Source organism: Kineosporia rhizophila, from assembly GCF_021277265.1.
Classification (GTDB): Bacteria; Actinomycetota; Actinomycetes; order Actinomycetales; family Kineosporiaceae; genus Kineosporia; species Kineosporia rhizophila.
This window is the reverse complement of record NZ_JAJSOH010000022.1, coordinates 42,359-64,572: the sequence shown is the minus strand read 5'-3', so window position 1 is coordinate 64,572 and position 22,214 is coordinate 42,359. Positions and strand designations below refer to the sequence as shown.

At 70.9% G+C, this 22,214-nt stretch carries 21 protein-coding genes; 15 read left to right on the top strand and 6 right to left on the bottom strand.

The genetic code is table 11. The features are described 5' to 3' along the window. Positions 1–193: 193 nt before the first annotated feature. From LWF15_RS25970 to dprA, 3 genes are all read left to right on the top strand, one after another. Positions 194–553: a YraN family protein gene (locus LWF15_RS25970; protein WP_232813554.1), complete on the top strand. Its 360-nt coding sequence runs from the start codon at positions 194–196 to the stop codon at positions 551–553. Further along, positions 553–2,181, top strand: coding sequence for a YifB family Mg chelatase-like AAA ATPase (locus tag LWF15_RS25965; RefSeq protein ID WP_232813553.1), 1,629 nt, complete (start codon positions 553–555; stop codon positions 2,179–2,181). Before LWF15_RS25970 ends, LWF15_RS25965 begins: the two co-directional genes overlap by 1 nt. 280 nt (positions 2,182–2,461) lie before the next feature. Next, on the top strand, positions 2,462–3,904 hold the full coding sequence (dprA, locus tag LWF15_RS25960; RefSeq protein ID WP_232813552.1) for a DNA-processing protein DprA: 1,443 nt from the start codon (positions 2,462–2,464) through the stop codon (positions 3,902–3,904). Between the two features lie 105 nt (positions 3,905–4,009). On the opposite strand, the gene hemC is transcribed toward dprA, so the two are convergent. Further along, complete coding sequence (gene hemC, locus LWF15_RS25955; RefSeq protein WP_232813551.1) at positions 4,010–4,996, bottom strand: hydroxymethylbilane synthase; 987 nt, start codon at positions 4,994–4,996, stop codon at positions 4,010–4,012. A 101-nt stretch (positions 4,997–5,097) separates the two neighbouring features. Here hemC and LWF15_RS37805 point away from each other — a divergent pair, with 101 nt between their 5' ends. The 3 genes from LWF15_RS37805 (at position 5,098) to LWF15_RS25935 (ending at position 7,752) form a co-directional block, all read left to right on the top strand. Continuing rightward, positions 5,098–6,159, top strand: coding sequence for a tyrosine recombinase XerC (locus LWF15_RS37805; protein WP_332879929.1), 1,062 nt, complete (start codon positions 5,098–5,100; stop codon positions 6,157–6,159). An 84-nt stretch (positions 6,160–6,243) separates the two neighbouring features. Beyond that, complete coding sequence (whiG, locus tag LWF15_RS25940; protein ID WP_332879930.1) at positions 6,244–7,032, top strand: RNA polymerase sigma factor WhiG; 789 nt, start codon at positions 6,244–6,246, stop codon at positions 7,030–7,032. A 174-nt stretch (positions 7,033–7,206) separates the two neighbouring features. Beyond that, on the top strand, positions 7,207–7,752 hold the full coding sequence (locus tag LWF15_RS25935; RefSeq protein ID WP_232813549.1) for a murein hydrolase activator EnvC family protein: 546 nt from the start codon (positions 7,207–7,209) through the stop codon (positions 7,750–7,752). On the opposite strand, the gene LWF15_RS25930 is transcribed toward LWF15_RS25935, so the two are convergent. Next, complete coding sequence (locus LWF15_RS25930; protein WP_232813548.1) at positions 7,698–9,116, bottom strand: acyltransferase family protein; 1,419 nt, start codon at positions 9,114–9,116, stop codon at positions 7,698–7,700. The two genes, LWF15_RS25935 and LWF15_RS25930, sit on opposite strands and share 55 nt — an antisense overlap. Before the next feature lie 207 nt (positions 9,117–9,323). Next, complete coding sequence (locus tag LWF15_RS25925) at positions 9,324–9,923, bottom strand: TetR/AcrR family transcriptional regulator (protein ID WP_232813547.1); 600 nt, start codon at positions 9,921–9,923, stop codon at positions 9,324–9,326. 59 nt (positions 9,924–9,982) lie between these two features. On the opposite strand from LWF15_RS25925, the gene LWF15_RS25920 reads away from it, so the two are divergent. Next, positions 9,983–11,032: a zinc-binding alcohol dehydrogenase family protein gene (locus tag LWF15_RS25920; RefSeq protein WP_232813546.1), complete on the top strand. Its 1,050-nt coding sequence runs from the start codon at positions 9,983–9,985 to the stop codon at positions 11,030–11,032. 14 nt (positions 11,033–11,046) lie between these two features. Here the strand turns inward: LWF15_RS25920 and LWF15_RS25915 are convergent, their stop codons facing one another. Continuing rightward, entirely contained in the window at positions 11,047–12,237 is a 1,191-nt protein-coding gene (locus LWF15_RS25915; RefSeq protein ID WP_232813545.1) for a pyridoxal phosphate-dependent aminotransferase, read from the bottom strand. A 41-nt stretch (positions 12,238–12,278) separates the two neighbouring features. Between LWF15_RS25915 and LWF15_RS25910 the strand changes: the two genes are divergently transcribed. The 8 genes from LWF15_RS25910 (at position 12,279) to LWF15_RS25875 (ending at position 20,585) form a co-directional block, all read left to right on the top strand. Beyond that, on the top strand, positions 12,279–12,707 hold the full coding sequence (locus tag LWF15_RS25910; RefSeq protein ID WP_232813544.1) for a DUF6314 family protein: 429 nt from the start codon (positions 12,279–12,281) through the stop codon (positions 12,705–12,707). 301 nt (positions 12,708–13,008) lie between these two features. Further along, on the top strand, positions 13,009–13,965 hold the full coding sequence (gene rpsB, locus LWF15_RS25905) for a 30S ribosomal protein S2 (RefSeq protein ID WP_232813543.1): 957 nt from the start codon (positions 13,009–13,011) through the stop codon (positions 13,963–13,965). Positions 13,966–14,057: 92 nt separating this feature from the next. Then, complete coding sequence (gene tsf / locus LWF15_RS25900; RefSeq protein ID WP_232813542.1) at positions 14,058–14,885, top strand: translation elongation factor Ts; 828 nt, start codon at positions 14,058–14,060, stop codon at positions 14,883–14,885. A gap of 179 nt (positions 14,886–15,064) precedes the next feature. Further along, positions 15,065–15,796, top strand: a complete 732-nt coding sequence (gene pyrH / locus LWF15_RS25895) for a UMP kinase (protein WP_232813541.1) — start codon at positions 15,065–15,067, stop codon at positions 15,794–15,796. Positions 15,797–15,899: 103 nt separating this feature from the next. Beyond that, positions 15,900–16,457: a ribosome recycling factor gene (gene frr / locus LWF15_RS25890; protein WP_232813540.1), complete on the top strand. Its 558-nt coding sequence runs from the start codon at positions 15,900–15,902 to the stop codon at positions 16,455–16,457. A gap of 1,259 nt (positions 16,458–17,716) precedes the next feature. Next, a complete protein-coding gene (locus LWF15_RS25885) occupies positions 17,717–18,673 on the top strand; it encodes a phosphatidate cytidylyltransferase (protein WP_232813539.1) in 957 nt (318 codons plus the stop codon). Positions 18,674–18,689: 16 nt separating this feature from the next. Continuing rightward, a complete protein-coding gene (gene rlmN, locus LWF15_RS25880; protein ID WP_232813538.1) occupies positions 18,690–19,883 on the top strand; it encodes a 23S rRNA (adenine(2503)-C(2))-methyltransferase RlmN in 1,194 nt (397 codons plus the stop codon). A gap of 144 nt (positions 19,884–20,027) precedes the next feature. Further along, positions 20,028–20,585, top strand: coding sequence for a DivIVA domain-containing protein (locus tag LWF15_RS25875; protein WP_232813537.1), 558 nt, complete (start codon positions 20,028–20,030; stop codon positions 20,583–20,585). Between the two features lie 59 nt (positions 20,586–20,644). Here LWF15_RS25875 and LWF15_RS25870 read toward each other — a convergent pair whose 3' ends face one another. After that, positions 20,645–21,280, bottom strand: a complete 636-nt coding sequence (locus LWF15_RS25870; RefSeq protein WP_232813536.1) for a nucleoside/nucleotide kinase family protein — start codon at positions 21,278–21,280, stop codon at positions 20,645–20,647. A gap of 50 nt (positions 21,281–21,330) precedes the next feature. Continuing rightward, positions 21,331–22,194, bottom strand: coding sequence for a sugar phosphate isomerase/epimerase family protein (locus LWF15_RS25865; protein WP_232813535.1), 864 nt, complete (start codon positions 22,192–22,194; stop codon positions 21,331–21,333). Between the last annotated feature and the right edge of the window lie 20 nt (positions 22,195–22,214).

The following is a 22,214-nucleotide window of genomic DNA, read 5'->3' as shown; positions in this document are numbered from 1 at the left end:
TTCACGCCCCTCCAACGTCCTGTTCCGGGAAATCATCCCCCGGTCGGACACCGCTACGTCCCCGGATGCATGCAGGGGTGCACCGTCCGGTTTTCCACAGACCGGCACGACCGGTGGTTTGTCCACAGGCGCCGTCGCCGGGGATGACCGGAGCGGCCCGCCCTCCGCAGGCTTTCGTGCGGAGGTGGTGGGGATGCATCTGGCGAAGGCCGAACTCGGCCGGTACGGGGAAGATCTGGCGGCCGCGCACCTGGAGGCCACGGGCTGCCGGATCCTGGCCCGCAACTGGCGGTGCCGGCTCGGCGAGATCGACCTGGTCGCGCTCGAGGGCGAGTGCCTGGTGGTGTGCGAGGTGAAGACCCGGCAGACGGTCACGGCCGGAAGCCCGCTCGAGGCGGTGACGGCGCTCAAGGCCGGCCGGCTGCGGCGGCTGGCCGGGGCCTGGCTGTCCACGCAGTCGCGCTTCTACCCGGAGGTGCGCATCGACGTGGTGGGCATCGTCCGCCCGGCCGCCGGCCCGGCCCGGCTGGTGCACCTGAAGGCGGTGGCCTGATGGCGCTGGGCCGGGCCCTGTCGGTGTCGATCGTGGGGCTGACCGGGCACGTGGTCGACGTCGAGGCCGACATCGCCCTCGGTCTGCCCGCTTTCACCCTGGTCGGCCTGCCCGACGCCTCGCTGGCCGAGTCCCGCGACCGGGTACGGGCGGCCTGCTCCAACTCCGGTCACCCTCTACCGCAGAGGCGGATCACCGTGAACCTCTCCCCGGCCGCCCTGCCCAAGGCCGGCAGCGGCTTCGACCTGGCCATCGCGGTGGCCCTGCTCACCGCTCAGTCGGTGCTGCGCTCGCCGCTGGTCCAGCGCTACGTGCACGTCGGCGAACTCGGGCTCAACGGCCGGGTGCGCCCGGTGCGCGGGGTGCTGCCCGCCACCCTGGCCGCGGTCCGGGGCGGATACCCGGACGTGGTGGTCCCGGCCGCGAACGAGGCCGAGGCACGGCTGGTGCCCGGCGCCCGGGTGTACCCGATGGCCACGCTGGCCGACCTGATCCGGCTGCACGGCGGTCGGCCCGGCGAGATCAGGCCAGAACCGGAACAGCCGGCGCTGATCCGGGATCCACGTTCCGCCTCGGCCCGGCCGGAACGGTCGGCCGGTCCGGGAGACGTGCTAGTGCGGCCGCAGAACCTGGCCGACGTGCGCACCGCGGCACCGCCCGGCCCCGAGCCCGATCTGGCCGATGTGGTGGGGCAGAAGCAGGCTCGCTACGCGATCGAGCTCGCCGCCGCGGGCGGGCACCACTTGTTGCTGATGGGCCCGCCCGGCACCGGGAAGACACTGCTGGCCTCGCGACTGCCCGGGTTGCTGCCTGATCTGGACGACGATGCGGCGGTCGAGGTGACGGCGGTTCACTCGGTGGCGGGCACCTTGGACGCGGCCACCGGGCTGATCCGGCGCCCGCCGTTCCAGAATCCGCACCACACCTGCACGGTCGTCTCGATGGTGGGCGGCGGCAGCGGCCTGCCCCATCCGGGCGCCGCCTCGCTGGCTCACCGAGGCATCCTCTTCCTGGACGAGGCCGGCGAGTTCGGCAGCCAGGTGCTGGATTCGCTGCGCCAGCCGCTCGAGCACGGCGATCTGGTCATCCACCGGGCCAACGGCACCGCCCGTTTCCCCGCGCGCTTCCTGCTCGTCCTGGCCAGCAATCCGTGCCCGTGCGGCTTCGCCAGCGGCAAGGGCCTGAACTGCGTCTGCGCACCGAATGCCCGCCGCCGCTACCTCTCCCGGCTCTCCGGGCCGCTGCTCGACCGGGTCGACCTGCAGGTGGACGTCCTGCCCGTGTCCAGGGCAGACATGGCAGCGAAGGAACCGGCGGAGAGTTCGGCCACGGTGGCTCAGCGCGTGCGGCAGGCGCGGGCGGTCGCGGCTGAACGGCTCGCCGGTACGTCGTGGAGCAGCAACGGCGAAGTGTCCGGCAGCTATCTGCGAGGAACCCTCAGGCTGCCCACCGCGGTCACCCAGGACGTGGACCGGGCCCTCGACGACGGGCAGCTCTCGATCCGAGGGCACGACCGGGTGCTGCGGGTCGCCTGGACGATCTCCGACCTGGCCGGAAGGCAACAGCCCGACCGAGACGACGTGTCCCGCGCCCTGATGCTGCGCCGGCGTGGGCAGGTGACGGCATGACCACGCGAGATCCGTTTGAGGGGAACGAATCCGGAATTGGTCTGGTGGTAGGAGCGTGGAGAGCAGCCGAGGTTTCCCGGACGCCTGGAACGGTAGAGGTGGCTGAGGCAGCGGGAGTGACGGTGATGGCCGGGACTGGGGAATTGGCCGTGGGGGCCGGAACAGGGGAGGTAGTCGGGGTGGCCGGAGTAGAGGGAGCAAACAAAGTATTTAGGCGGCTGGAGCTGCCGAGGTGGCCAGGACGGCGGGAGCAGGGATGACCGCGGCCGGGGGAGTAGCCGTGGGGGTCGGAACAGAGGAAGCAGCCGAGGGGGCAGGAGCAGCGGGAGCAGACAAGGTGTTCGGGGCTGGAGCTGACGAGATGGCCGGAGCAGTGGGGGCAGCCGAAGTGTTGGGGGCGGCTGGAACTGAGGAGGTGGCCAAGGAGGCGGTAGCAGCTGACGTGCTGGGAGCGGCTGGGGCGGTCGAGGCGGTCGGGGCGGCTGAGGCGGTCGAGTTACAGTCGTCCGGAGCCGATCTGACGGGTGAGCTCTCACCGGCGCTGCCCACTCTTGCGGACGGAGACGAAGGCCCTCCTGGTTCGGTTCTTTCCGGTGGTCCGGACGACTCCGGCGACGAGGCGGAAAGGCTGGCCCGCGTGGCCTGGAGCCGCCTGGTCGAGCCCGCCGACGCCCGGGCCGGTGAACTGGTGGCGCGGCTCGGAGCCGTCGCGGCGCTGGCCGAGGCCCGGGCCGGGCTGCACGGCGAGCGGTACGTGAACAAGCTGGCCGGCCTCGATCCGGCGCAGGATCTGCGCAACCTGCTCCGGATCGGCGGGCGCCTGGTGGTCCCGTCCGACCCGGAATGGCCCGAGGGCCTGAACCGGCTCGAGGTCGAGATGCCCTTCTGTCTCTACGTGCTCGGCCCTCTTCACCTCGCCCGGGCCGGGGCCCGGGCCGTCTCGATCGTCGGGGCCCGGGCGGCCACCGGCTACGGCGAGCACATGGCCTCCGAACTGGCCGTCGGCTGCGCCGAGCGGGGTCTGACGGTGATCTCGGGAGCGGCGCTGGGCATCGACGCGGCCGCTCACCGGGGCGCGCTCGCGGTCGGGGGCCCGACCGTCGCGGTGCTGGCCGGTGGCCTGGACCGGGCCTATCCGCCGAGCAACGAACTGCTCATCAAGGAGGTCGGCCGGCACGGGGCGGTGATCAGCGAGGTGCCGATCGGCTCGGCGCCCACGCGGTGGCGCTTCATCCTGCGCAACCGCATCATCGCAGCTCTCGGGCAGGCCACCTGCGTGGTCGAGGCGGGCAGTCGGTCGGGCACGATGGGCACGGCCGAGTGGGCCGACCGGCTCAGCCGTCCGGTCGGAGCGGTGCCCGGGCCGGTCACGTCACCGTCGTCGTACGGGGCACACCGGTTGCTGCGTAAGGGGGCTGTCTGCATCACCTCGGCCGCGGAGCTCTGCGAACTGGCTGGACCCATCGGAGAATTCGCCGATGAGCAGGAGAGCCCTGTCTCGGCCGACTTCACCGGCCTCGAACCGCGTGACCTGCGGGTGCTGGACGCGCTGCCGCTACGAGCAGCGCTCGCCCTTGCCGCCCTGGGGGCGGCCGTGGAGCAGGACGAGGGCTCACTTCTGGCCTCATTGGCCCGGCTGGAGCTGCGGGGCCTGGCCGAGCCCGCCGGTCCGGGCGCCGAGCAGTGGCGCCGAGCCCGAGGAGGTGGGCCGGGAAAGGAATAGCGCAGCTCGGCCAGGGCGTCGGGGCAACGGTGGTGAAACTGCTTGGCGCGCGGGCGCCGTCCGTGTCGTGGCTGGGATTCGTGGGCAGGAGGACGAGGGCCGGCGCTATGTCATGGGCGGTGTCAGCAGCGCCGACGCCTCGATCAGCTCGTGGGCTCCCTGGCGCAGCAGGGTGGTCGCGACCGAGGCGCCCAGCAGCACCGGGTCGCAGGCGCTGTCGGTCTCCTCGGCCTCGATCACGGTCTTCCCGTCGAGCGAGAACACCATGGCCCGCAGGGTCAGGGAGCCGTCCGGCCGGGAGGTTGCGAAACCCGCGATCGGGCTGTTGCAGTGGCCCTGGAGCACCTGCAGCATCATCCGCTCGGCCGTGGTCTGGAGTCCGGTGCCGGGGTCGGCCAGGCGGTCGGCCAGTGCGATCGTGGCAGCGTCGTGATCCCGGCACTGCAGGCCCAGCACTCCGGCCCCGACCGCGGGGAACATCGTTTCCACGTCGAGAATCTCGGTGGCTCTGGCGGTCTGGCCGATCCGCTCCAGACCGGAGTAGGCCAGCATCAGAGCGTCAGACTCGTCCGCATCCAGTTTGGCCAGACGGCGGTTGGCGTTGCCGCGGATCGGCACGGTTTCCAGATGCGGGTAGTGGCGGGCCAGCTGAGCGATCCGGCGCACGGCGGAGGTGCCGATGCGGGTTCCTGGCGGCAACTCCTCCAGCTTCAGGCCGCCGGGGTGGATCAGGGCGTCCCGGATGTCGTCGCGCTCCAGGTAACCGGCGAACCTGGTGCCGGCCGGCACTGGCCGGTCCCCGGGCACGTCCTTCATGCAGTGCACCGCCAGATCCACCGTGCCGGAGAGCAGGAGCTGGTCCACCTCCCTGGTGAACGCGCCCTTGCCGCCGAGCGCCGACAAGGCTCCGGGCCAGCGGTCTCCACTGGTGGTGACCGGAACGACGTCGACCCGCAGGCCGGGCACCAGGGCGGTGAGCGCGGCCCGCACCCGCTCCGCCTGGGCCAGCGCCATCGGCGAGGAGCGCGTACCGATCCGGATCGTCCGCCCGGCCGGGGCTTGGTCACAAGGAGGCTGGGGCGGTCGGCTCATCCTCCGCACCATAGGGCGGGAAGCAGGGCGGTGGGCGGCTGGTCTACGGCGCGCCGGGCTTCGTGCTTGAGCCGTGCCCGGGTAGAGGAGACTGTGGGCAGATGTCCGAGCAGCCCCCCGGTCGATCACCCGACCCGGCCAGCCACCCCCGTGAGCGAGCCGGAGACGGTTCGGGGCCCACCGACGTCCACAATTGTGAGAAGCACCCCCAGGACGAGCTGCTGGTCGAGGAGTTCGCCCGCCATCTTTCGGCCGAGCGCAATCTCTCCGAGCACACCGTCCGGGCCTACGCGGGCGACGCCGCCGAGCTGCTGCGACACGCCCGGAACGTCGCCGGCGGGCCAACCTCGCTCGAGGGCCTGCTCACCTTGCCGGTCCTGCGCTCCTGGCTGGCCGAGCTGGCCGGATCCGGCCAGGCCCGGGCCAGTCTGGCCCGCCGCGCCGCGAGTGCCCGGGCCCTCACCCGTTGGCTCCTGCGTACCGAACGGCTGACCACCGATCCGGGGGCCCGTCTTCAGGCCCCCAAACGCGGACGCCGGCTGCCCGGGGTGCTGCGTCAGGACCAGGCCCGGGGAGCTCTGGCCGAAGCGGCCGCGGTGGTCGAGAACGGCGTGGCCGAAGACGCTGCCGAAGGCTTCAGGATCGAGCCCGGCGATCCGATCCTCGTCCGCGACCTCGCCCTGCTGGAGCTTCTTTACGCGACCGGCGTCCGAGTGGGTGAACTCTGTTCGCTGGACGTCGACGACATCGACCGCGAGCGGCGCACGATCCGGGTCCTGGGCAAGGGCGGCAAGGAGCGGGTGGTCCCGTACGGCCTACCCGCCGCCCAGGCCCTGAACGCCTGGCTGGATCGGGCCAGGCCCACGCTGACCAGCGAAAACAGCGATTCGGCGGCATTTTTGGGAAAGCGCGGAGGTCGGGTCAACCAGCGTCAAGTCCGGCAGGTGGTGCATCAGGCCCTCGAACGGGTGAATGACGCGCCCTCGCTTGGCCCGCACGGGTTACGGCACAGCGCGGCGACGCATCTTCTGGACGGCGGCGCGGACCTTCGTAGCGTTCAGGAACTGCTTGGTCACGCTACGCTCACGACTACGCAGCTCTACACACATGTGTCGGTGGACCGGCTGCGCGCCAGCTACCGTCAGGCCCACCCCAGGGCCTGAGTTCGACGAAGCTGCCTGACCGGATGACTAGGCGCTGAGCAGGGGAGGACCCGGGTGACTGCCGACAGCGACGCTCTCGTAGACGTGACCGCGGAGGACGCCGTCGCGGCCAACGAGGCCGCCTTGCGGGCGCTATGGGAGAAGTTCAAGGCCACGGCCGACCAGACGACCCGTGAACGCCTGATCCTCCACTACTCGCCGCTGGTCAAGTACGTGGCCGGCCGGGTGGGCGTGGGCCTGCCGCCCAACATCGAGCAGGCCGACCTGGTCTCCTACGGGATCTTCGGGCTGATCGACGCGATCGAGAAGTTTGACATCGACCGCGCCATCAAGTTCGAGACCTACGCCATCTCCCGCATCCGCGGGGCGATCATCGACGAGCTGCGGGCGATCGACTGGATCCCCCGCTCGGTGCGCTACAAGGCCCGTGAGGTGGAGCGGGCCTACGCCGCGCTGGAGGGCGAACTGCACCGCACGCCGACCGAGCCCGAGGTGGCCGAGCGGCTGGGGATGACGCTGGAGGAACTGCACGCGGTCTTCTCCCAGGTCTCCTACGTGAACGTGGTGGCCCTGGACGAACTGCTCACCGTGGGCGGGGAGAAGGGGGACAAGCTCTCCCTGGTCGACACCCTCGAGGACACCAAGGCCGAGGACCCGGTGGCCGCCTTCGAGAGCGAGGAGACCAAGTTCATGCTCTCCCGGGCGATCAACCAGTTGCCCGAGCGGGAGAAGATCGTGGTCACCCTCTACTACTACGAGGGGCTCACGCTGGCCGAGATCGGCCGGGTGCTCGGCGTGACCGAGTCCCGCATCTGCCAGATGCACACCAAGGCCGTGCTGCAGTTGCGCGGAAAGCTCTCCGAGGTCAGTTAGAGCCAGACGCTCCGGGGCGGCGCATCGGTGATCCGGTGCGCCGCCGGGCGTTTTGGCACCGGTTGACGGTGCCGGCCCGGGCCAGTTCGTCCACAGACCCACACGAACGGCTGTTTGTCCACAGGTGGCCGTTCTCGCCCTATGGGCTGGGCTCGGTGGCGGCACTCTGGACCAGTGACCACGACCTTCGCCTTGATTCTGGTTGCGGCCCTGCACTTTGGCGGGGCCGCCGGGCCGCAGCTGCGCTGGCAGTGGCCGCTGCGGCCCGAGCCCGCGGTCGCCCGGGGGTTCGCGGTGGGGCCACAGCCGTGGTCTCCCGGGCATCGCGGGGTCGACCTGAATGGGAGTGCGAATGCGGCCGTGCTCGCCCCGGCCTCCGGCACGATCAGCTTCGCCGGGGTGGTGGCCGGTACGCCGGTGGTCAGCATCGATCACGGTGACGGTCTGGTGAGCAGCTTCGAGCCAGTACGGGTGCGGGTGCATCGCGGACAGCCTGTGCAGGCGGGCGAGGTGCTGGGTGATCTGCTGGCGGCCGGCCCGGGTAGCCATTGTCTGCCTCACGTATGTCTGCACTGGGGTGTTCGGCGAGATGGGGCCTACGTAGACCCGCTGACGATGCTCGGCCTCGAAGCCGGCCCGGCCGTGCTGCTTCCGCTCGGCGCGGGCTACCCGGCGCTCGCCCGGGATCCGGCGCGAGGTCTGGTCTGGTGGCCAGGCTGAACCGGAACGCCGGGACGAAGCAGGCCGCGGGCCTGATCAGCGCCTTGGTCTCCGGGCTGCTCGCGGGTGTCGGCGGCCCGACCAATGGCCCGGCGGGCGGTCTGGCCAATGGCCCGGTGGGCGCTCTGACCAGCGGTCTGGTGGGCGGTTTGACCAGCGGCGCGGCGAGCGGTCTGGGCATCGGCTCGGTCGGAGGCGTGGGCGGTGGCGTGGGCGGGGGCGTGGGCGGTGGCACGGTTGCGGGCCTGTCGGCGGGTCTGGGCTGGTACCGGAGGGACGGCGAGCCGGTCCGGCTGAGGGCCGGCCGCGCTGGGCAGGCTCGGCACCGAGGCCGGCATGGGCTCCGAGTCCGGCAGGAGGACGACCGGGCGCCGGAACAGCCTGATCAGAGGTTCTTCCAGCAGGCGGTAGGCGATCAGCGCGCTCACGATCACCACGGTCATCGAAAAAACCAGCGCAGCAGCGTGAACCCAGGGATCAGCAGGCAGCCGCACCAGCACGGTCCGGCCCACGGCGGAAAGGACGAGCACGTGCCACAGATACAGCGAGTACGACGCGTCCCCAAGTTTCTGCAGCCACGCCGGGGCGGTCAGCCGCCAGCGGCCCTCCAGTCCGACCACGCCGTACACCGTCACCGCAAGGCACAGCCCGACCGGCAGCGCGCGGTACCAGGTGCCGGGAAAGTCGCCCAGCCCCAACGCCGTTGCCGTGCCCACGAGCCCGGCCGTGGTGCACAGCAGCGGCGCGACGAACTTCTTCCGCACCACCAGCGCTCCCACCGCGGCGCCGAAGAGGAATTCAAGGACGATCGGGGCGCCGATGGTGCCCAGCCAGGGGTTCCCCGATCCGGCGAAGGCCGCCGCCAGGGCCAGGGTGAGCACGCCCCAGGCGGCCAGAGCGGGCAGGCGTCCGGCGCGCGGCAGCAGCAGCACCAGCGCGAACACCAGGTAGAAGTACATCTCGAAGGTCAGGGTCCAGCCCACCATCAGCAACGGCAGGCCGGACTGGGGGAGCAGGAGCAGCGAAGCCAGCACGTCCGGCGGGTTCTCGGCCGAGGAGTTCACCGCGCCGGGACTGACCAGGAACAGGGCGAGCACCGGCAGGGTGGCCACCCAGTAGATCGGGTAGATCCGCACCACCCGCCGTCTGAGGAACTCCCGGGCCGAGGCGGGGCCGGGTACCCGGTGCTGCGTGGTCACCACCATGATCAGCCCGCTGATCACGAAGAACAGGTCCACTCCGGCCTGCCCCGGGCCGTGCGTGAACGCGAGCCAGTCGTAACCCCCGGCCAGCCAGCGCGACTCGAAACCGTCCGGACCGCCCAGATGGGCCAGAACGACTGCAACCGCCGCGATCCCACGCAACGCCTGAATATTGCCCAGCACCATTTTTCGCCCCCCGGCCGACGTGACCAAGCTAGGGCGTGGGGCTCTGCCCGCGCAGGCGTTCGGACCCAGACACTCCGGCGAAAGCCGCACGACCGGGCCGCCGCCCGCTCCCCGGAAAAGCCGGTGGCCCTACTGGGCCAAGGGTGTCTTACACCCTCGGTACCCACCGACGAAGCGGCAGCTCTAACCCTGGTGGTCGGTCTGGACTCCCCGCACCAGCACCGTGACCGCATCGTTCAGCAGCGCCCCGCCGTGCTCGGGCGTGATCCGGCGCGACGTCACCAGCGCGCCCGTGCCCTGCAGGGCCATCATCAAAAGCATTCCCAACCGCTGCATCTCGCCCTCCGGAAAGGCCTCGGCGGCGATGCCCGCACGCAGGATCCCGTTCAGGGTCGCGAACAGGCCCTCGGCGGCCTCGAGCACCGCTTCGGAGGGGCGGTCCATCTTCGCCGCAAACATCAGCTCGTGCAGCGCTGCGTCGTTCTGCGCGAAGGCCAGGTAGGCGGCACCGGCTGCCCGCAGCGCGGCGAACCAGTCGTCCGGCCGGCTGGAGGCGGCCCGGTCCAGGTCTTCCGAAAGACGGGTGAAGCCCCGCACGGCGAGCGCATCGATGAGGGCGTTGCGGTCGACGAAGTGGCTACGGGGGGCGCCGTGGCTGACCCCGGCCTCGCGGGCCAGTTCGCGCAGTGAGAGGGCGTCCAGACCACGTTCGCGCAGCACGGTCTCGGCGTGCTCGAGCAGCACCGCGCGCAGGTTGCCGTGGTGGAACGGACGACGAGGCATAGGCCGATCCTACGAATCTAGACATTGACTAGTTACTAGGCGGTGCCTAGTTTAGGAGCGTGGACAGTGAGAACACAGCGCTCTGGCTCCCCGCGCGGGGCAAGAAGTTCGAGGTCGGCCCGGCGCCGGTGCCCGAGCCCGGTGACGAGGAGGTGGTGGTCCGGGTGCGTGCCGTGGCCGTGAACTTCCTCGACACGCTGCCCGGCTACGCCTACCGGTTCGTCCTTCCCTGGGTGCGCTTTCCCATGGTCATCGGCACCGACGTTGCGGGCGAGGTCGTCGCCGTAGGGCGGAACGTGAGCCGGCTGAGTGTGGGCGAGCGTGTGCTCGGGCATGCGGTCGGCGTGGAGAAGTCCCGCAACCGCCCGGCCGAAGGAGCATTTCAGCACCTGGTGGTGCTGATGCAGCACCTGGTCGCGCCGATCCCGGGCGCCCTGGCGTTCGAGCAGGCCGCCGTCCTCCCGCTCGCGCTCTCGACCGCGGCGACCGGGCTGTTCCAGTCGGACCACCTGGGCCTGCCCCTGCCCACGTCCGTTCCCACCGAGAAGAACTCCACCGTCCTGGTCTGGGGCGCCTCCACCAGCGTCGGTATCAACGCCGTGCAACTGGCTCGCAGCGCCGGCTACCGCGTCGTCGCCACCGCGTCGCCACGCAATCACGACTGGGTGCGTTCGGTGGGCGCGGCCGAGGTGGTCGACTACCGCAGTAAGACCGTCGTGGCCGAGCTCCTCCAGGCCATCGGCGGTCAACCGCTCGCGGGCACCGTCGCGATCGGGTCAGGCTCGCTGCCACCCGCCGTCAAGGTGGCCCGGCGGGCCAAGGGCACCCGGAAAGTGGCGTCGGCCCACCCCGACCCGGTCACCAGGCTGCGAGCATGGCGCGCCCGCCGGAAGAACGTGCAGGTGAGCGCGATCTGGGGCGCCTCCCTGAAGGACAACGAGGTGGGCCCGGCGATCTACACCTCGTTCCTGCCCCAGGCCCTGGCCTCGAACGCCTACCGAGCCGAACCCAGAGCCACCGTGGTCGGACACGGCCTCACCGACGTCCCCAATGCCCTTGAGCTTCTCCGCGAAGGAGTCTCGGGGGAGAAGCTGGTGGTCACCATCTGAAGCCGGCCACCTGGTCAGGGGCGCATGGCCGCCAGCCGGGAGGCGGCCTCGGCGATCACCTCGGGCCGCTTGCAGCAGGCGAAGCGCACCAGCGAGCTGGGCTGCGACGGGTCCTCGGCGAAGGCCTGCACCGGCACGCCCACCACTCCGGCCAGCCGAGGCAGGTCGTTGCACAGGGCAGCACCGTCCGCATAGCCCAGCGGGGCGGCGTCGGCGATCACGAAATACGTTCCGTCGCTGGGGCGTACCCCGAATCCGGCGGCTTTGAGCCCATCGGTGAGCAGCGCGCTGCGCTGGGCCAGATCGGTGCCGATGGCCCGGATCTGCTCGTCGGGCAGGGCCAGGCCGGTGGCCACGGCGGGCTGGAACGGGCTGCCGTTCACGTAGGTCAGGAACTGCTTCACCGCCGTCACCGCATCGACGATCTCCGGCCGGGCGTGCAGCCAGCCGATCTTCCAGCCGGTCACCGAGAACGTCTTGCCCGCCGACGAGATCGTCACCGTGCGCGCGGCCATGCCCGGCAGGGTGGCGATCGGCACGTGCGGGTGCCCACCGAAGGTCAGGTGCTCGTAGACCTCGTCGGCGATCACGATCAGGTCGCGTTCCTGGGCGATCCGGGCGATCAGCTCCAGTTCCGCCCGGTCCAGCACCCGGCCGGTGGGGTTGTGCGGGGTGTTCAGCAGGATCAGCCGGGTCCGGTCGGTGACTGCGGCGGTCAGCCGGTCGGCCTGCAGGCGGTACTCGGGCCACTCCAGGCGCACCGTCCGGCGGACCGCTCCGGCCATCTCGATCGCGGCCGAGTAGGAGTCGTAGATCGGCTCGAGCACCACCACCTCGTCGCCCGGCGAGGTCAGCGCGATGATGCTCGCGGTCAGCGCCTCGGTCGCGCCCGCGGTGACCAGCACCTCGGTGTCCGGGTCCACGTCCAGGCCGTACCGGCGCTGCTGGTGCTCGGCGATCGCGCGGCGCAGGGGAGCGATGCCCCGGCCGGGCGGGTACTGGTTGGCGCCACCGCGGATCGCGGCCACGGCGGCCTCGAGCACCGCGGCCGGGCCGTCGGTGTCCGGGAAGCCCTGACCCAGGTTGATCGAGTCGGTGCGGGTGGCCAGTTCGCTCATCCGGGCGAAGATCGTGGGGGCGGGGACCCCGCTGGGGTCGAGCAGTCCCGCCGCCTGGGCGACCCTGCGCCACGTGCCGTCAACCATGGCGGAACAATAGGCCAGGGCAAATAGGTCGGGAGGAAACGGTGGACGTCGCTGAGCGGGTCTTCGGGATGCTCGCCGGGAGCTGGCGGCTGAGCCGGGCGATCGAGCCCGGGCTGGGCACCGCCACCGGCACCGCCACCTTCACCCCGGCCGGCCCCGGGCGGATGGACTACCGCGAGGACGTCGAACTGCGTCTGGCCAACGGGCACGTGGGCGAGGCCTACCGGGAGTACGGCTACGTGCTCGAGGACGGCCGGATCCGGGTGCTGCTGGCCGACGGCACCACCATGCACCTGCTGGCCTTCGGTGAGCAGGCCGGGCAGTGGAGCGCCGACGACGTGCACGACTGCCGGGCCGACCAGTACCGCGGCTCGTACCGGATGGCGCCGGACGGTGAGCTGACCGTGGACATGAAGGTCGACGGCCCGGCCAAGGACTACCGCATCGTCACCCGGTACCGCCGGGCCTGATTGGCCGGGAATGCCCGGGCCCCCGCCGCGGTTACCCTGGCCGACGTCCTCCCGCACCTCTGAGTGCAGGTAGACTTCCCCTGCGACCGGCGCGCGCCGGTCGACTTCGCGTGTCCGCATGCGGTCCGCCTCACCGGCGGTGCGGCGCCTCACTCGGTCCTGATCCCGACGGTCCTGAATCACCCGGACCGGCGGTGGGGTCTCGGGGCGTCGCGGGCACCAGGCACGACATCGCCCGATGTCGTGGGACAACCGAGAGAACCGCGCCCACCCACTGGTGGTGCGCCCAAGGAGACTGACCATGGCCGTCGTCACGATGCGCCAGCTGCTCGGCAGCGGTGTGCACTTCGGGCACCAGACCCGTCGCTGGAACCCGAAGATGAAGCGCTTCATCCTCACCGAGCGCAACGGCATCTACATCATCGACCTGCAGCAGTCGCTGTCGTTCATCGACAACGCCTACGACTTCGTCAAGGAGACCGTCGCCCACGGCGGCAGCATCCTTTTCGTCGGCACCAAGAAGCAGGCCCAGGAGCCGATCGCCGAGCAGGCCACGCGCGTCGGCATGCCCTACGTCAACCAGCGCTGGCTGGGCGGCATGCTCACCAACTTCCAGACCGTGCACAAGCGGCTCCAGCGCCTCAAGGAGCTCGAGGTCATCGACTTCGACGACGTGTCGAAGAGCGGCATGACCAAGAAGGAACTGCTGGTCCTGCGTCGCGAGAAGGACAAGCTGGAGCGCACCCTCGGCGGTATCCGTGACATGGCCCGCGTGCCGAGCGCGGTCTGGATCGTGGACACCAAGAAGGAGCACCTGGCCGTCGACGAGGCCCGCAAGCTCGGGATCCCGATCGTCGCCATCCTGGACACGAACTGTGACCCGGACGAGGTCGACTACAAGATCCCGGGCAACGACGACGCGATCCGCTCGGTCACGCTGCTGACCCGCGTGGTGGCCGACGCCGTGGCCGACGGCCTGATGAGCCGTCACGGTGGTGGCCAGAACACCGCCGCCGCGAGCACCGAGGCCACCACCACCGCCGCGGCCGCCGAGCCGCTGCCGGAGTGGGAGCGCGAGCTGCTGGCCGGCCAGGCCGAGAGCGCGCCGGTCGTCGAGGGCGCCGCTGCCGAGGGCACCGCTGCCGAGACCTCCGCCGCCGAGGCCACCGAGGCCGCTCCGGCTGCTGAGGCCACCCCGGCTGCCGAGGCCACCGAGGCCGAGGCGAAGCCGGCGGCCACCGAGGCTGCCTCCAACTGATCCGGGCGGTGGGCGCCGGCCGGTGATCCCGGCCGGCGCCCGCTCTCCGAAGACATCTGACGACCTCCTCATCGACAACAGGAGTCATCGCAATGGCGAACTACACCGCCGCCGACGTCAAGAAGCTGCGTGAGCAGACCGGCGCCGGAATGCTGGACTGCAAGAACGCTCTGGTGGAGAGCGACGGCTCGTACGAGAAGGCCGTCGAGTACCTCCGCGTCAAGGGCCAGAAGGGCGTGGCCAAGCGGGAGTCCCGCACCGCGTCCCAGGGCGCCGTGGCGGCCTACACCGAGCCCGGGGTCGGCGTGATCGTCGAGCTCGACTGCGAGACGGACTTCGTCTCCAAGGGCGACAAGTTCAAGGCCCTGCTGCAGCAGGTGCTGGACCAGGCCGTCGCGGTCAAGGCCGCCGACGTGGACAGCCTGCTCAAGAGCGAGCTGCCCGACGGTCGCACCGTGCAGGCCCTGATCGACGACGGCAACGCCTCGATCGGCGAGAAGATCGAGCTGCGCGGCGTCGCCCGTCTCGAGGCCCCGGCCGTCGCCTCCTACCTGCACCGCACCAGCCCCGACCTGCCGCCGCAGGTGGGCGTGCTGTTCGGCGCCAGCGCCGAGGGCGACGTGGTGCGCGACGTGGCGATGCACATCGCCGCGCTGCCGCCGCTGTACCTCAACCGCGACGAGGTCCCGGCCGACGTGGTGGAGAACGAGCGCCGCATCGCCGAGGCCACCGCGCGTGAGGAGGGCAAGCCCGAGGGCGCCCTGCCGAAGATCGTGGAGGGTCGCGTCAGCGGCTACTTCAAGGAGAACGCGCTCGTCGAGCAGAAGTTCGCCAAGGACCAGAGCAAGACCGTCCAGAAGGTCCTGGACGAGGCCGGCGTCACCGCCGTCGGTTTCGTGCGGTTCCGGGTGGGCGTCTGATCCACACCGGCTGCTGATCGACTACAGCCGGTAGTACCACCCGGGATCTCCTCGCACGCGCGAGTGGGCCTCCGGTGACCAGCCGGTGAGAGGCGGACCAGCCTCTCACCGGCTTTTTTCTGGCCAGAGGCCAGATGCGGCAGACTGCCCCAATACATGGAACCTGGAGGTACGGCTGAATGTCAGAGTCCCCGATCACCGGCTCGTCCAAGCGGCGGGTGCTGCTGAAGCTCTCCGGTGAGGTGTTCGGCGCCGGTCAGCTCGGTGTCGACCCGATCGTGGTCAGCCAGCTGGCGGCGCAGATCGCCGGCGTGTCCAAAGAGGGCATCGAGATCGCCATCGTCATCGGTGGCGGCAACTTCCTGCGCGGCGCCGAGCTGTCGCTGGGCGGCATGGACCGGGGCCGGGCCGACTACATGGGCATGCTCGGAACCGTGCTGAACTGCCTTGCGCTGCAGGACTTCCTGGAGAAGCAGGGGATCGACACCCGGGTCCAGACGGCGATCACCATGGGGCAGGTGGCCGAGCCGTACATCCCGCGCAAGGCGATCCGGCACCTGGAGAAGGGCCGTGTGGTCATCTTCGGCGCCGGGCTCGGCGCACCGTACTTCTCCACCGACACCGCGGCCGCCCAGCGGGCCCTGGAGATCAAGGCCCACGCGGTGCTGATGAGCAAGAACGGGGTGGACGGCGTGTACACCGCCGACCCCCGCAAGGACCCGAGTGCGCGCAAGCTCGACGAGGTCAGCTACGCGGACGCGCTGACCCAGCAGCTGAAGGTGGTCGACGCGACGGCCTTCAGCCTGTGCATGGACAACAAGCTGCCCATGGTGGTCTTCGGCATGGAGGGCGAAGGCAACGTCGCCGCCGCGGTCCGGGGTGAGAGAATCGGGACGCTCGTCACCTCCTGATCCGGGACGGGCAGTTCCGGTTCTCCCCGGCGAGCTTGACGGCGCACACGCCGCGCACGACGGTTGGTTCAGCCTGTAAGCAGGTAGCGATGAAGGAGCGACAGTGATCGACGAGACCCTCCTCGAGGCCGAGGAGAAGATGGACAAGGCGGTCGAGGTCGCCAAGGAGGACTTCGGCCAGATCCGGACCGGCCGGGCCAACCCCGGCATGTTCAGCAAGATCACGGTCGAGTACTACGGCGCGCCGACCCCGCTGCAGCAGCTCGCCTCCTTCACCGTTCCCGAGGCCCGGCAGATCCTGATCCAGCCGTACGACGCCAGCGGGCTCGCCGACATCGAGAAGGCGCTGCGGGCCTCGAACCTCGGGGTCAACCCGAGCAACGACGGCAAGGTCATCCGGGTGGTGCTCCCAGTGCTGACCGAGGAGCGCCGCAAGGAGTACATCAAGCTGGCCCGGGCCAAGGCCGAGGACGCCCGGATCACCGTGCGCAACCTGCGCCGCAAGGCCAAGGAGACACTGGACCGCGCGGTCAAGGACGGCGAGATCGGCGAGGACGAGGGCGCCCGCGCGGAGAAGGAGCTGGAGCAGTCGACCAAGTCCCACGTGGACTCGATCGACGAGCTGCTCCGGCACAAGGAGACCGAGCTGCTCGAGGTATGAGCATGGCCGGAGGTTCTGGTCCGTCCGACTCCCCGTCCCGCCGGGGGCGCCGGGCCGCGCGTGATTCCGCGCCCGGCGATTCCTGGCCGGACGGCACGGAAGAGGAGAACACCTGGGGGGCCGACGGCCCGCCGACAGGTGAGGAACAGAGCTCCGGTGGAGCATTCGGTGCGGCCCGTCGTCAGCGGCCGGGCCTCGGCGGCGGCCGGTTCGGCCGAGACGCACGAGACGCACGGGACGCCCGGGACGCCCGGGGTACCGGCCCGATGGGTCGCGGGCGTCCGGCCGAAGAACCGATTGAAGACGCTGGTCGCGCCGGCCGCGGTTTCGGCCGGAACCGGGGTAACGGCATCCGGACGAACGGGCCGTCCACCTCGTCGTTCGACCAGGTACTGAACCGGTCGGGCGGAGAGCAGGGTGACGAGGACGGTCCGGGAGGCGCACCCCAGCGGGGTACGTCGCATCCGGGGCTGCCGCAGCGGCACACGCAGTCGGGCGGTATCCCGGTGGTGAACCCCTACCGCAGCGCGCCCAGCAACCCTTCCGGCAATGCACTGGGCAACTCGCGAGCAGATGGCACCCCCGCGCGGGGGTACGCCCGTCCGCAGACCCAGGCTGACGGGCCGCGCGCAGACGGGCGTCCTGGTGCGGCGCCGCGGGACGAAGACCCGCGTGGGCGTGGATTCGGACGCACAGGAACGCAGCCTCAGGGTGAGCGTTCCCGGGCTGGCGCTGCGCCGTGGGACGAGGCAGACCCACGCCCTGGTACCCCGGCAAGGGGTTTCGGGCGTACGGGAACCCCACCTCGGGAAGAGCGGTCTCGGGCCGAGGCTGCGCCCTGGGACGAGCCGGGCCCGCGCTCGGGTACCCCGGCGCGTGGATACGGACGTACGGGAATGCCGCCTCAGAGTGAGCGTTCCCGGGCAGATGCTGCGCCGTGGGACGAGCCGAACCCTCGCTCGGGCACCCCGGCCCGGGGCTTCGGACACACCGGAATGCCGCCTCAGAGTGAGCGTTCCCGGGCCGGCGCTGCGCCGTGGGACGAGGCAGACCCGCGCCCTGGTACCCCCGCCAGAGGCTTCGAACGTACCGGGACGCCGCCTCAGGGCGAGCGCTCGCGGGCCGATGCTGCGCCATGGGACGAGCAGTACCCAGGTGAGCCCCAGCGTGCAGCCGGTACTCCGCCCGAGGGCCAGGGGCGCCGCTCCCGATCCGGACGCCGGGGCGAGACCCCGCGCGGAGGGGTCGGCGCTTCACCGATGAACGAGGCCTACCCCAGCCGCGACGAGGACTTCGACGACCACGAGGAGCGCACCCGTCCGGTGCGCCAGCGGCGGGCCGTCGCGGCCCTGCGCAACATGGAGCACCCGCCCGAGCCCGATGCGACCATCGTGGCCGTGGCGGCGAAGGATCACGGCCGGGCCGGGCGCAACCTCCCGGCCGCGATCGGCGTCGGTCTGGGCCTGGCCGTGCTGGCCCTGCTCTCGCTGTTCACCCGGCCCGAGGCCTTCGTCGCGCTGGCCTCGTTCGTGGTCGTCCTGGCGGTCTGGGAGCTGTCCGGCGCCCTGGCCGCCAAGCAGATCGTCGTGCCGGTCATCCCGGTGGCCGTCGGCTCGCTCGGCATGCTGGTCTCGGCCTACGTCGCCGGTCCGGAGGGGCTGCTGGTCAGCTACATGCTCACCGGCTTCGGCATCCTGCTGTGGCGGATCGTGGAGGGTCTCGAAGGGGCCCTCCGCGACGTCACCTCGGGCCTGTTCGTGGCCGCCTACGTGCCCCTGCTGGCCGGTTTCGCGATCCTCATGCTGGCCGCCGACCAGGGCCCGGAGCGGGTGGTCACCTTCATCGTGGTCACCTGCGCCAGCGACATCGGCGGCTACATCGCCGGTGTGCTCTTCGGCAAGCACCCGATGGCCCCCAAGGTCAGCCCCAAGAAGTCCTGGGAAGGGTTCGCCGGGTCGCTGGCCGCCTGCCTGGCCGCGGGCACCGCGTGCGTGCTGTTCCTGCTCGAGGGCCCGGCCTGGGTGGGCCTGGCGATCGGCGCCTGCGCCGTGCTCACCGCCACCATGGGCGACCTGTCCGAGTCGCTGCTCAAGCGCGACCTCGGGATCAAGGACATGGGCAACCTGCTGCCCGGCCACGGCGGAATCATGGACCGGATGGACTCGTTGCTCCCCACGGCCCCGGTGGTCTACCTCCTCCTGCACTTCCTGCTCTAGACGACGAAAGCCAACAATGAGCCCCGAACCCCTCCCCGAACCGAAGCCGACCGCCCCCGCGCCGGGCAAGCTGCTCATGGTCGCGCCCCGCCGGGGCAAGCCGCCCCGCCACCTGGCCGACATGACGCTCGCCGAGCGCATGGAGGCGGTCAAGGAACTGGGTGAGAAGCCGTTCCGGGGCCGGCAGCTCTCGGTGCACTACTTCGAGCGTCTGGCCGACCTCACCCCCGAAGAGCTCACCGACCTGCCCTCGGCCTCTCGGCAGCGCCTGCTCGACGCACTGGCACCGCCGCTCATCTCCTCGGTGCGCGAACTGGTCTGCGACGACGGCGCCACGATCAAGACGGTCTGGCGGCTGTTCGACGGCGCCCTGGTCGAGAGCGTGCTGATGCGCTACCCCGACCGCGCCACGGTCTGCATCTCCAGCCAGGCCGGCTGCGGGATGAACTGCCCGTTCTGCGCCACCGGGCAGGCCGGGCTCACCCGCAACCTGTCCACCGCCGAGATCGTCGAGCAGGTGCGTACGGCCGCTCGCCACATGCGCACCGCGGCCCCGCTGAAGAAGGCCACCCAGGGGGCCCCGCTGGGCGAAGAGGCGGAGAGCACCGGCGCCGGCCGGGTCACCAACGTCGTCTTCATGGGCATGGGTGAGGCGCTGGCCAACTACAAGGCCGCCGTCGGCGCGATCCGCCGGCTCACCGACCCGGCTCCCGAGGGCCTGGGCATGTCCGCGCGGGGCATCACGATGTCCACCGTCGGCCTGGTCCCGGCCATCGACAAGCTGGCCCAGGAGGGCATCCCGGTCACGCTGGCCCTCAGCCTGCACGCGCCGGACGACGAGCTGCGCGACGAGCTGGTGCCGATCAACACGCGCTGGAAGGTCGGCGAGACGCTCGACGCCGCCCGCCGCTACTTCGACGCCACCGGCCGCCGGGTCAGCATCGAGTACGCCCTGATCAAGGACATCAACGACCACGAGTGGCGGGCCGACCTGCTGGGCAAGGAACTGAACCGGCGGGGCCGGGGCTGGGTGCACGTCAACCCGATCCCGCTGAACCCCACCCCCGGGTCGAAGTGGACGGCCAGCACCCACCGCGCGCAGAACGCGTTCGTGAACGCTCTGCGCGAGCGCGGGGTGCCCACCACGGTCCGCGACACCCGCGGGCAGGAGATCGACGGGGCCTGCGGTCAGCTCGCGGCCACGGTCTGACCTCCGGGTGACTGCGCCGGACGAGTGCACAGGCGTCCCGGTGAGTAACGGCATCATCACAACTGGTTCCCGGCCGCAAATTTCACGTGTCCTCATCCGCGACCGGGCCACACGGACCGACCCCAAGAGTGCAGAATGGCGGATGTGAGCGAGACCTTTCCGCGGGCAGGCCGCATGTCCAAGGGTTACGACGTCGACCAGGTCGAGTCGTTCCTCGGCCGGGCCCGGGCTGCGTACGAGGAGAACGGGCGTGGGCCCGCGATGACGTCGTGGCACGTCCGTACGGTCGGCTTCGACCTGGTGCGCGGCGGGTACGACGTGGACGCGGTCGACGCGGCACTCGACCGGATCGAGGATGCCTTCGCCCGTCGCGAGAAGCAGCGCGGCGAGGAGCGCAGCGGCAGCCAGGCCTGGCAGACCCAGCTGCGCACCCAGGAGCAGTCGCTGCGGGCCCAGCTGGCCCGGCCCGACGGGGAGCGGTTCCCGCGGGGTAGCGGCATGGAGCTCACCTACGACATCGACGCGGTCGACGACCTGTGCATCCGCATCGAGGAGTCGTTCGCGATGGGCCAGCCGCTGCCGCCCGACGCGGTGCGCCTGGCGGTGTTCAAGAGCCGGCGCGGCTCCCGGGGGTACCGCGAGGCCTCGGTCGACGCGTTCCTCGACCGCGTGGTTGAGCTCCTGGTCGTCCAGACCGTCTAGAACCACAAACTGAGGACGCCTGTCAGCACGAGTGCTGACAGGCGTCCTCAGTTTGTGGTTCAGTCCATCTCGACCACCAGATCGGCCCGGTGACTGGACGCCTCGATCAGCAGGGCGTTCGGCTGGTCGGTCTGCTCGATCCACTGCGCGGCGAACTCCGGCGTCTTGCCGAACCGCACGTGGCGGGCGAGCAGCCGCTCCAACCGCAGATCCTCGGGGGTACGGCAGAACCAGACCTCGTCGAGCTGTTCCTTCGCCCTGTCCCAGTCGCCGCCGAGCAGCAGGTAGTTCCCCTCCGTGACCACCACGCGCGCTCCGGGAGACACCGGGATCGCCCCGGCGATCGGCTGCTCGATGGTCCGTTCGAATCCCGGCGCGTAGACCAGGTCGCCGGACTCACGCAGCCGCTTGAGCAGCGCCGCGTAGCCGAGGGCGTCGAACGTCTCCGGCGCCCCCTTCCGCTGCCGCAGCCCCAGCCGGTCGAGACTCACGTCGGCCAGGTGGAAACCGTCCATCGGGACGTGGGCCACCTGTTCGGGGCCGATCCGCTCGGCGAGCACCGTGGTCAGCTTCTCGGCCAGCGTGCTCTTGCCGGCGCCAGGTACCCCGGCGATCCCGACGATGACGCGGTCGCCCATTCTCCCGGCCGTCAGCTTGAGCACCCGGGCGGCCAGTTCGTCGAGAGTCGGTCGCACCAGGGCATCATGCCCTGCCGCAGTGTTCTGCAGGGGTACGGGCGCGCCGGTCACGGGTGCCGCGCTGCTGCGAGACCGTTCACCAGGTAGGACTGCGCGTGCTTGGCCAGGTCCATCCCGTCCGACCAGAGGTTGCGCCAGATCGCCAGGTCGTTGGACAGCCCGGGGGCGACCACGGCCGAGGAGAACGACTCGAAGGTGATCGGGCCGGTGTAGTCGATGTCGGCCAGGGCGTGGAAGAACCCGGTGAAGTCGATGTGCCCGCTGCCCAGGTAGCCGCGGTGGTTCTCGCCGATGTGCACGTAACCCAGCCGGTCGCCGACCTCGAGCACCGGGCGGACCATGTCGGTCTCCTCGATGTTCATGTGGTAGGTGTCGAGGTGGATCCTCACGTTGTCGGCGCCGATGTCGTCGGCCAGCAGCAGCGCGTCGTGGGCCGTGTTGATCACGTTGGTCTCGTAGCGGTTGCAGATCTCGAGCATCAGCGTGACGTCGTCCTTCGCCGCCTGGGCGGCCAGGTCGCGCAGGACGCCGACGACGTTCGCCCGGCCGGCCGCGGACAGCGGCTGCGAGGCCTTGCCGAAGGCGCTGTACAGGGCGCCGGCGAACATCTTGCCGCCCAGTCCGGCGGTGATCTCCAGCGACCTGCTCAGCAGTTCCGCACCGCGGGCCACCACGGCCGGGTCCTCGCTGGAGACGTCCGCGTCCGGGGCCAGCCCGCGGGAGCAGGCCACCTGCAGCCCGGCCTTCTCCAGTTCGGCCCGGGCGTGCGCCACGTCCATGGTCAGGCCGTCGTGCAGGGAGAACTCGAGCAGGTCGTAACCGGCCTCCCGGGTGCTGCGGACGGCCAGTTCGACCTCTTCGGGGGAAGTGCTACCGGCCCAGACCAGGGCGTGCACACCTAGGGGGTTCATCGGTTTTCCTTACGTAGCAA

Bases quoted from the DNA above. Each gene is read 5' to 3' on its own strand.
- LWF15_RS25970 (WP_232813554.1), top strand. From the start codon at position 194: ATGCATCTGGCGAAGGCCGAACTCGGCCGGTACGGGGAAGATCTGGCG.
- LWF15_RS25965 (WP_232813553.1), top strand. From the start codon at position 553: ATGGCGCTGGGCCGGGCCCTGTCGGTGTCGATCGTGGGGCTGACCGGG.
- hemC (WP_232813551.1), bottom strand. From the start codon at position 4,996: ATGAGCCGACCGCCCCAGCCTCCTTGTGACCAAGCCCCGGCCGGGCGG.
- LWF15_RS37805 (WP_332879929.1), top strand. From the start codon at position 5,098: ATGTCCGAGCAGCCCCCCGGTCGATCACCCGACCCGGCCAGCCACCCC.
- LWF15_RS25925 (WP_232813547.1), bottom strand. From the start codon at position 9,923: ATGCCTCGTCGTCCGTTCCACCACGGCAACCTGCGCGCGGTGCTGCTC.
- LWF15_RS25915 (WP_232813545.1), bottom strand. From the start codon at position 12,237: ATGGTTGACGGCACGTGGCGCAGGGTCGCCCAGGCGGCGGGACTGCTC.
- rpsB (WP_232813543.1), top strand. From the start codon at position 13,009: ATGGCCGTCGTCACGATGCGCCAGCTGCTCGGCAGCGGTGTGCACTTC.
- tsf (WP_232813542.1), top strand. From the start codon at position 14,058: ATGGCGAACTACACCGCCGCCGACGTCAAGAAGCTGCGTGAGCAGACC.
- pyrH (WP_232813541.1), top strand. From the start codon at position 15,065: ATGTCAGAGTCCCCGATCACCGGCTCGTCCAAGCGGCGGGTGCTGCTG.
- LWF15_RS25885 (WP_232813539.1), top strand. From the start codon at position 17,717: ATGAACGAGGCCTACCCCAGCCGCGACGAGGACTTCGACGACCACGAG.
- rlmN (WP_232813538.1), top strand. From the start codon at position 18,690: ATGAGCCCCGAACCCCTCCCCGAACCGAAGCCGACCGCCCCCGCGCCG.
- LWF15_RS25865 (WP_232813535.1), bottom strand. From the start codon at position 22,194: ATGAACCCCCTAGGTGTGCACGCCCTGGTCTGGGCCGGTAGCACTTCC.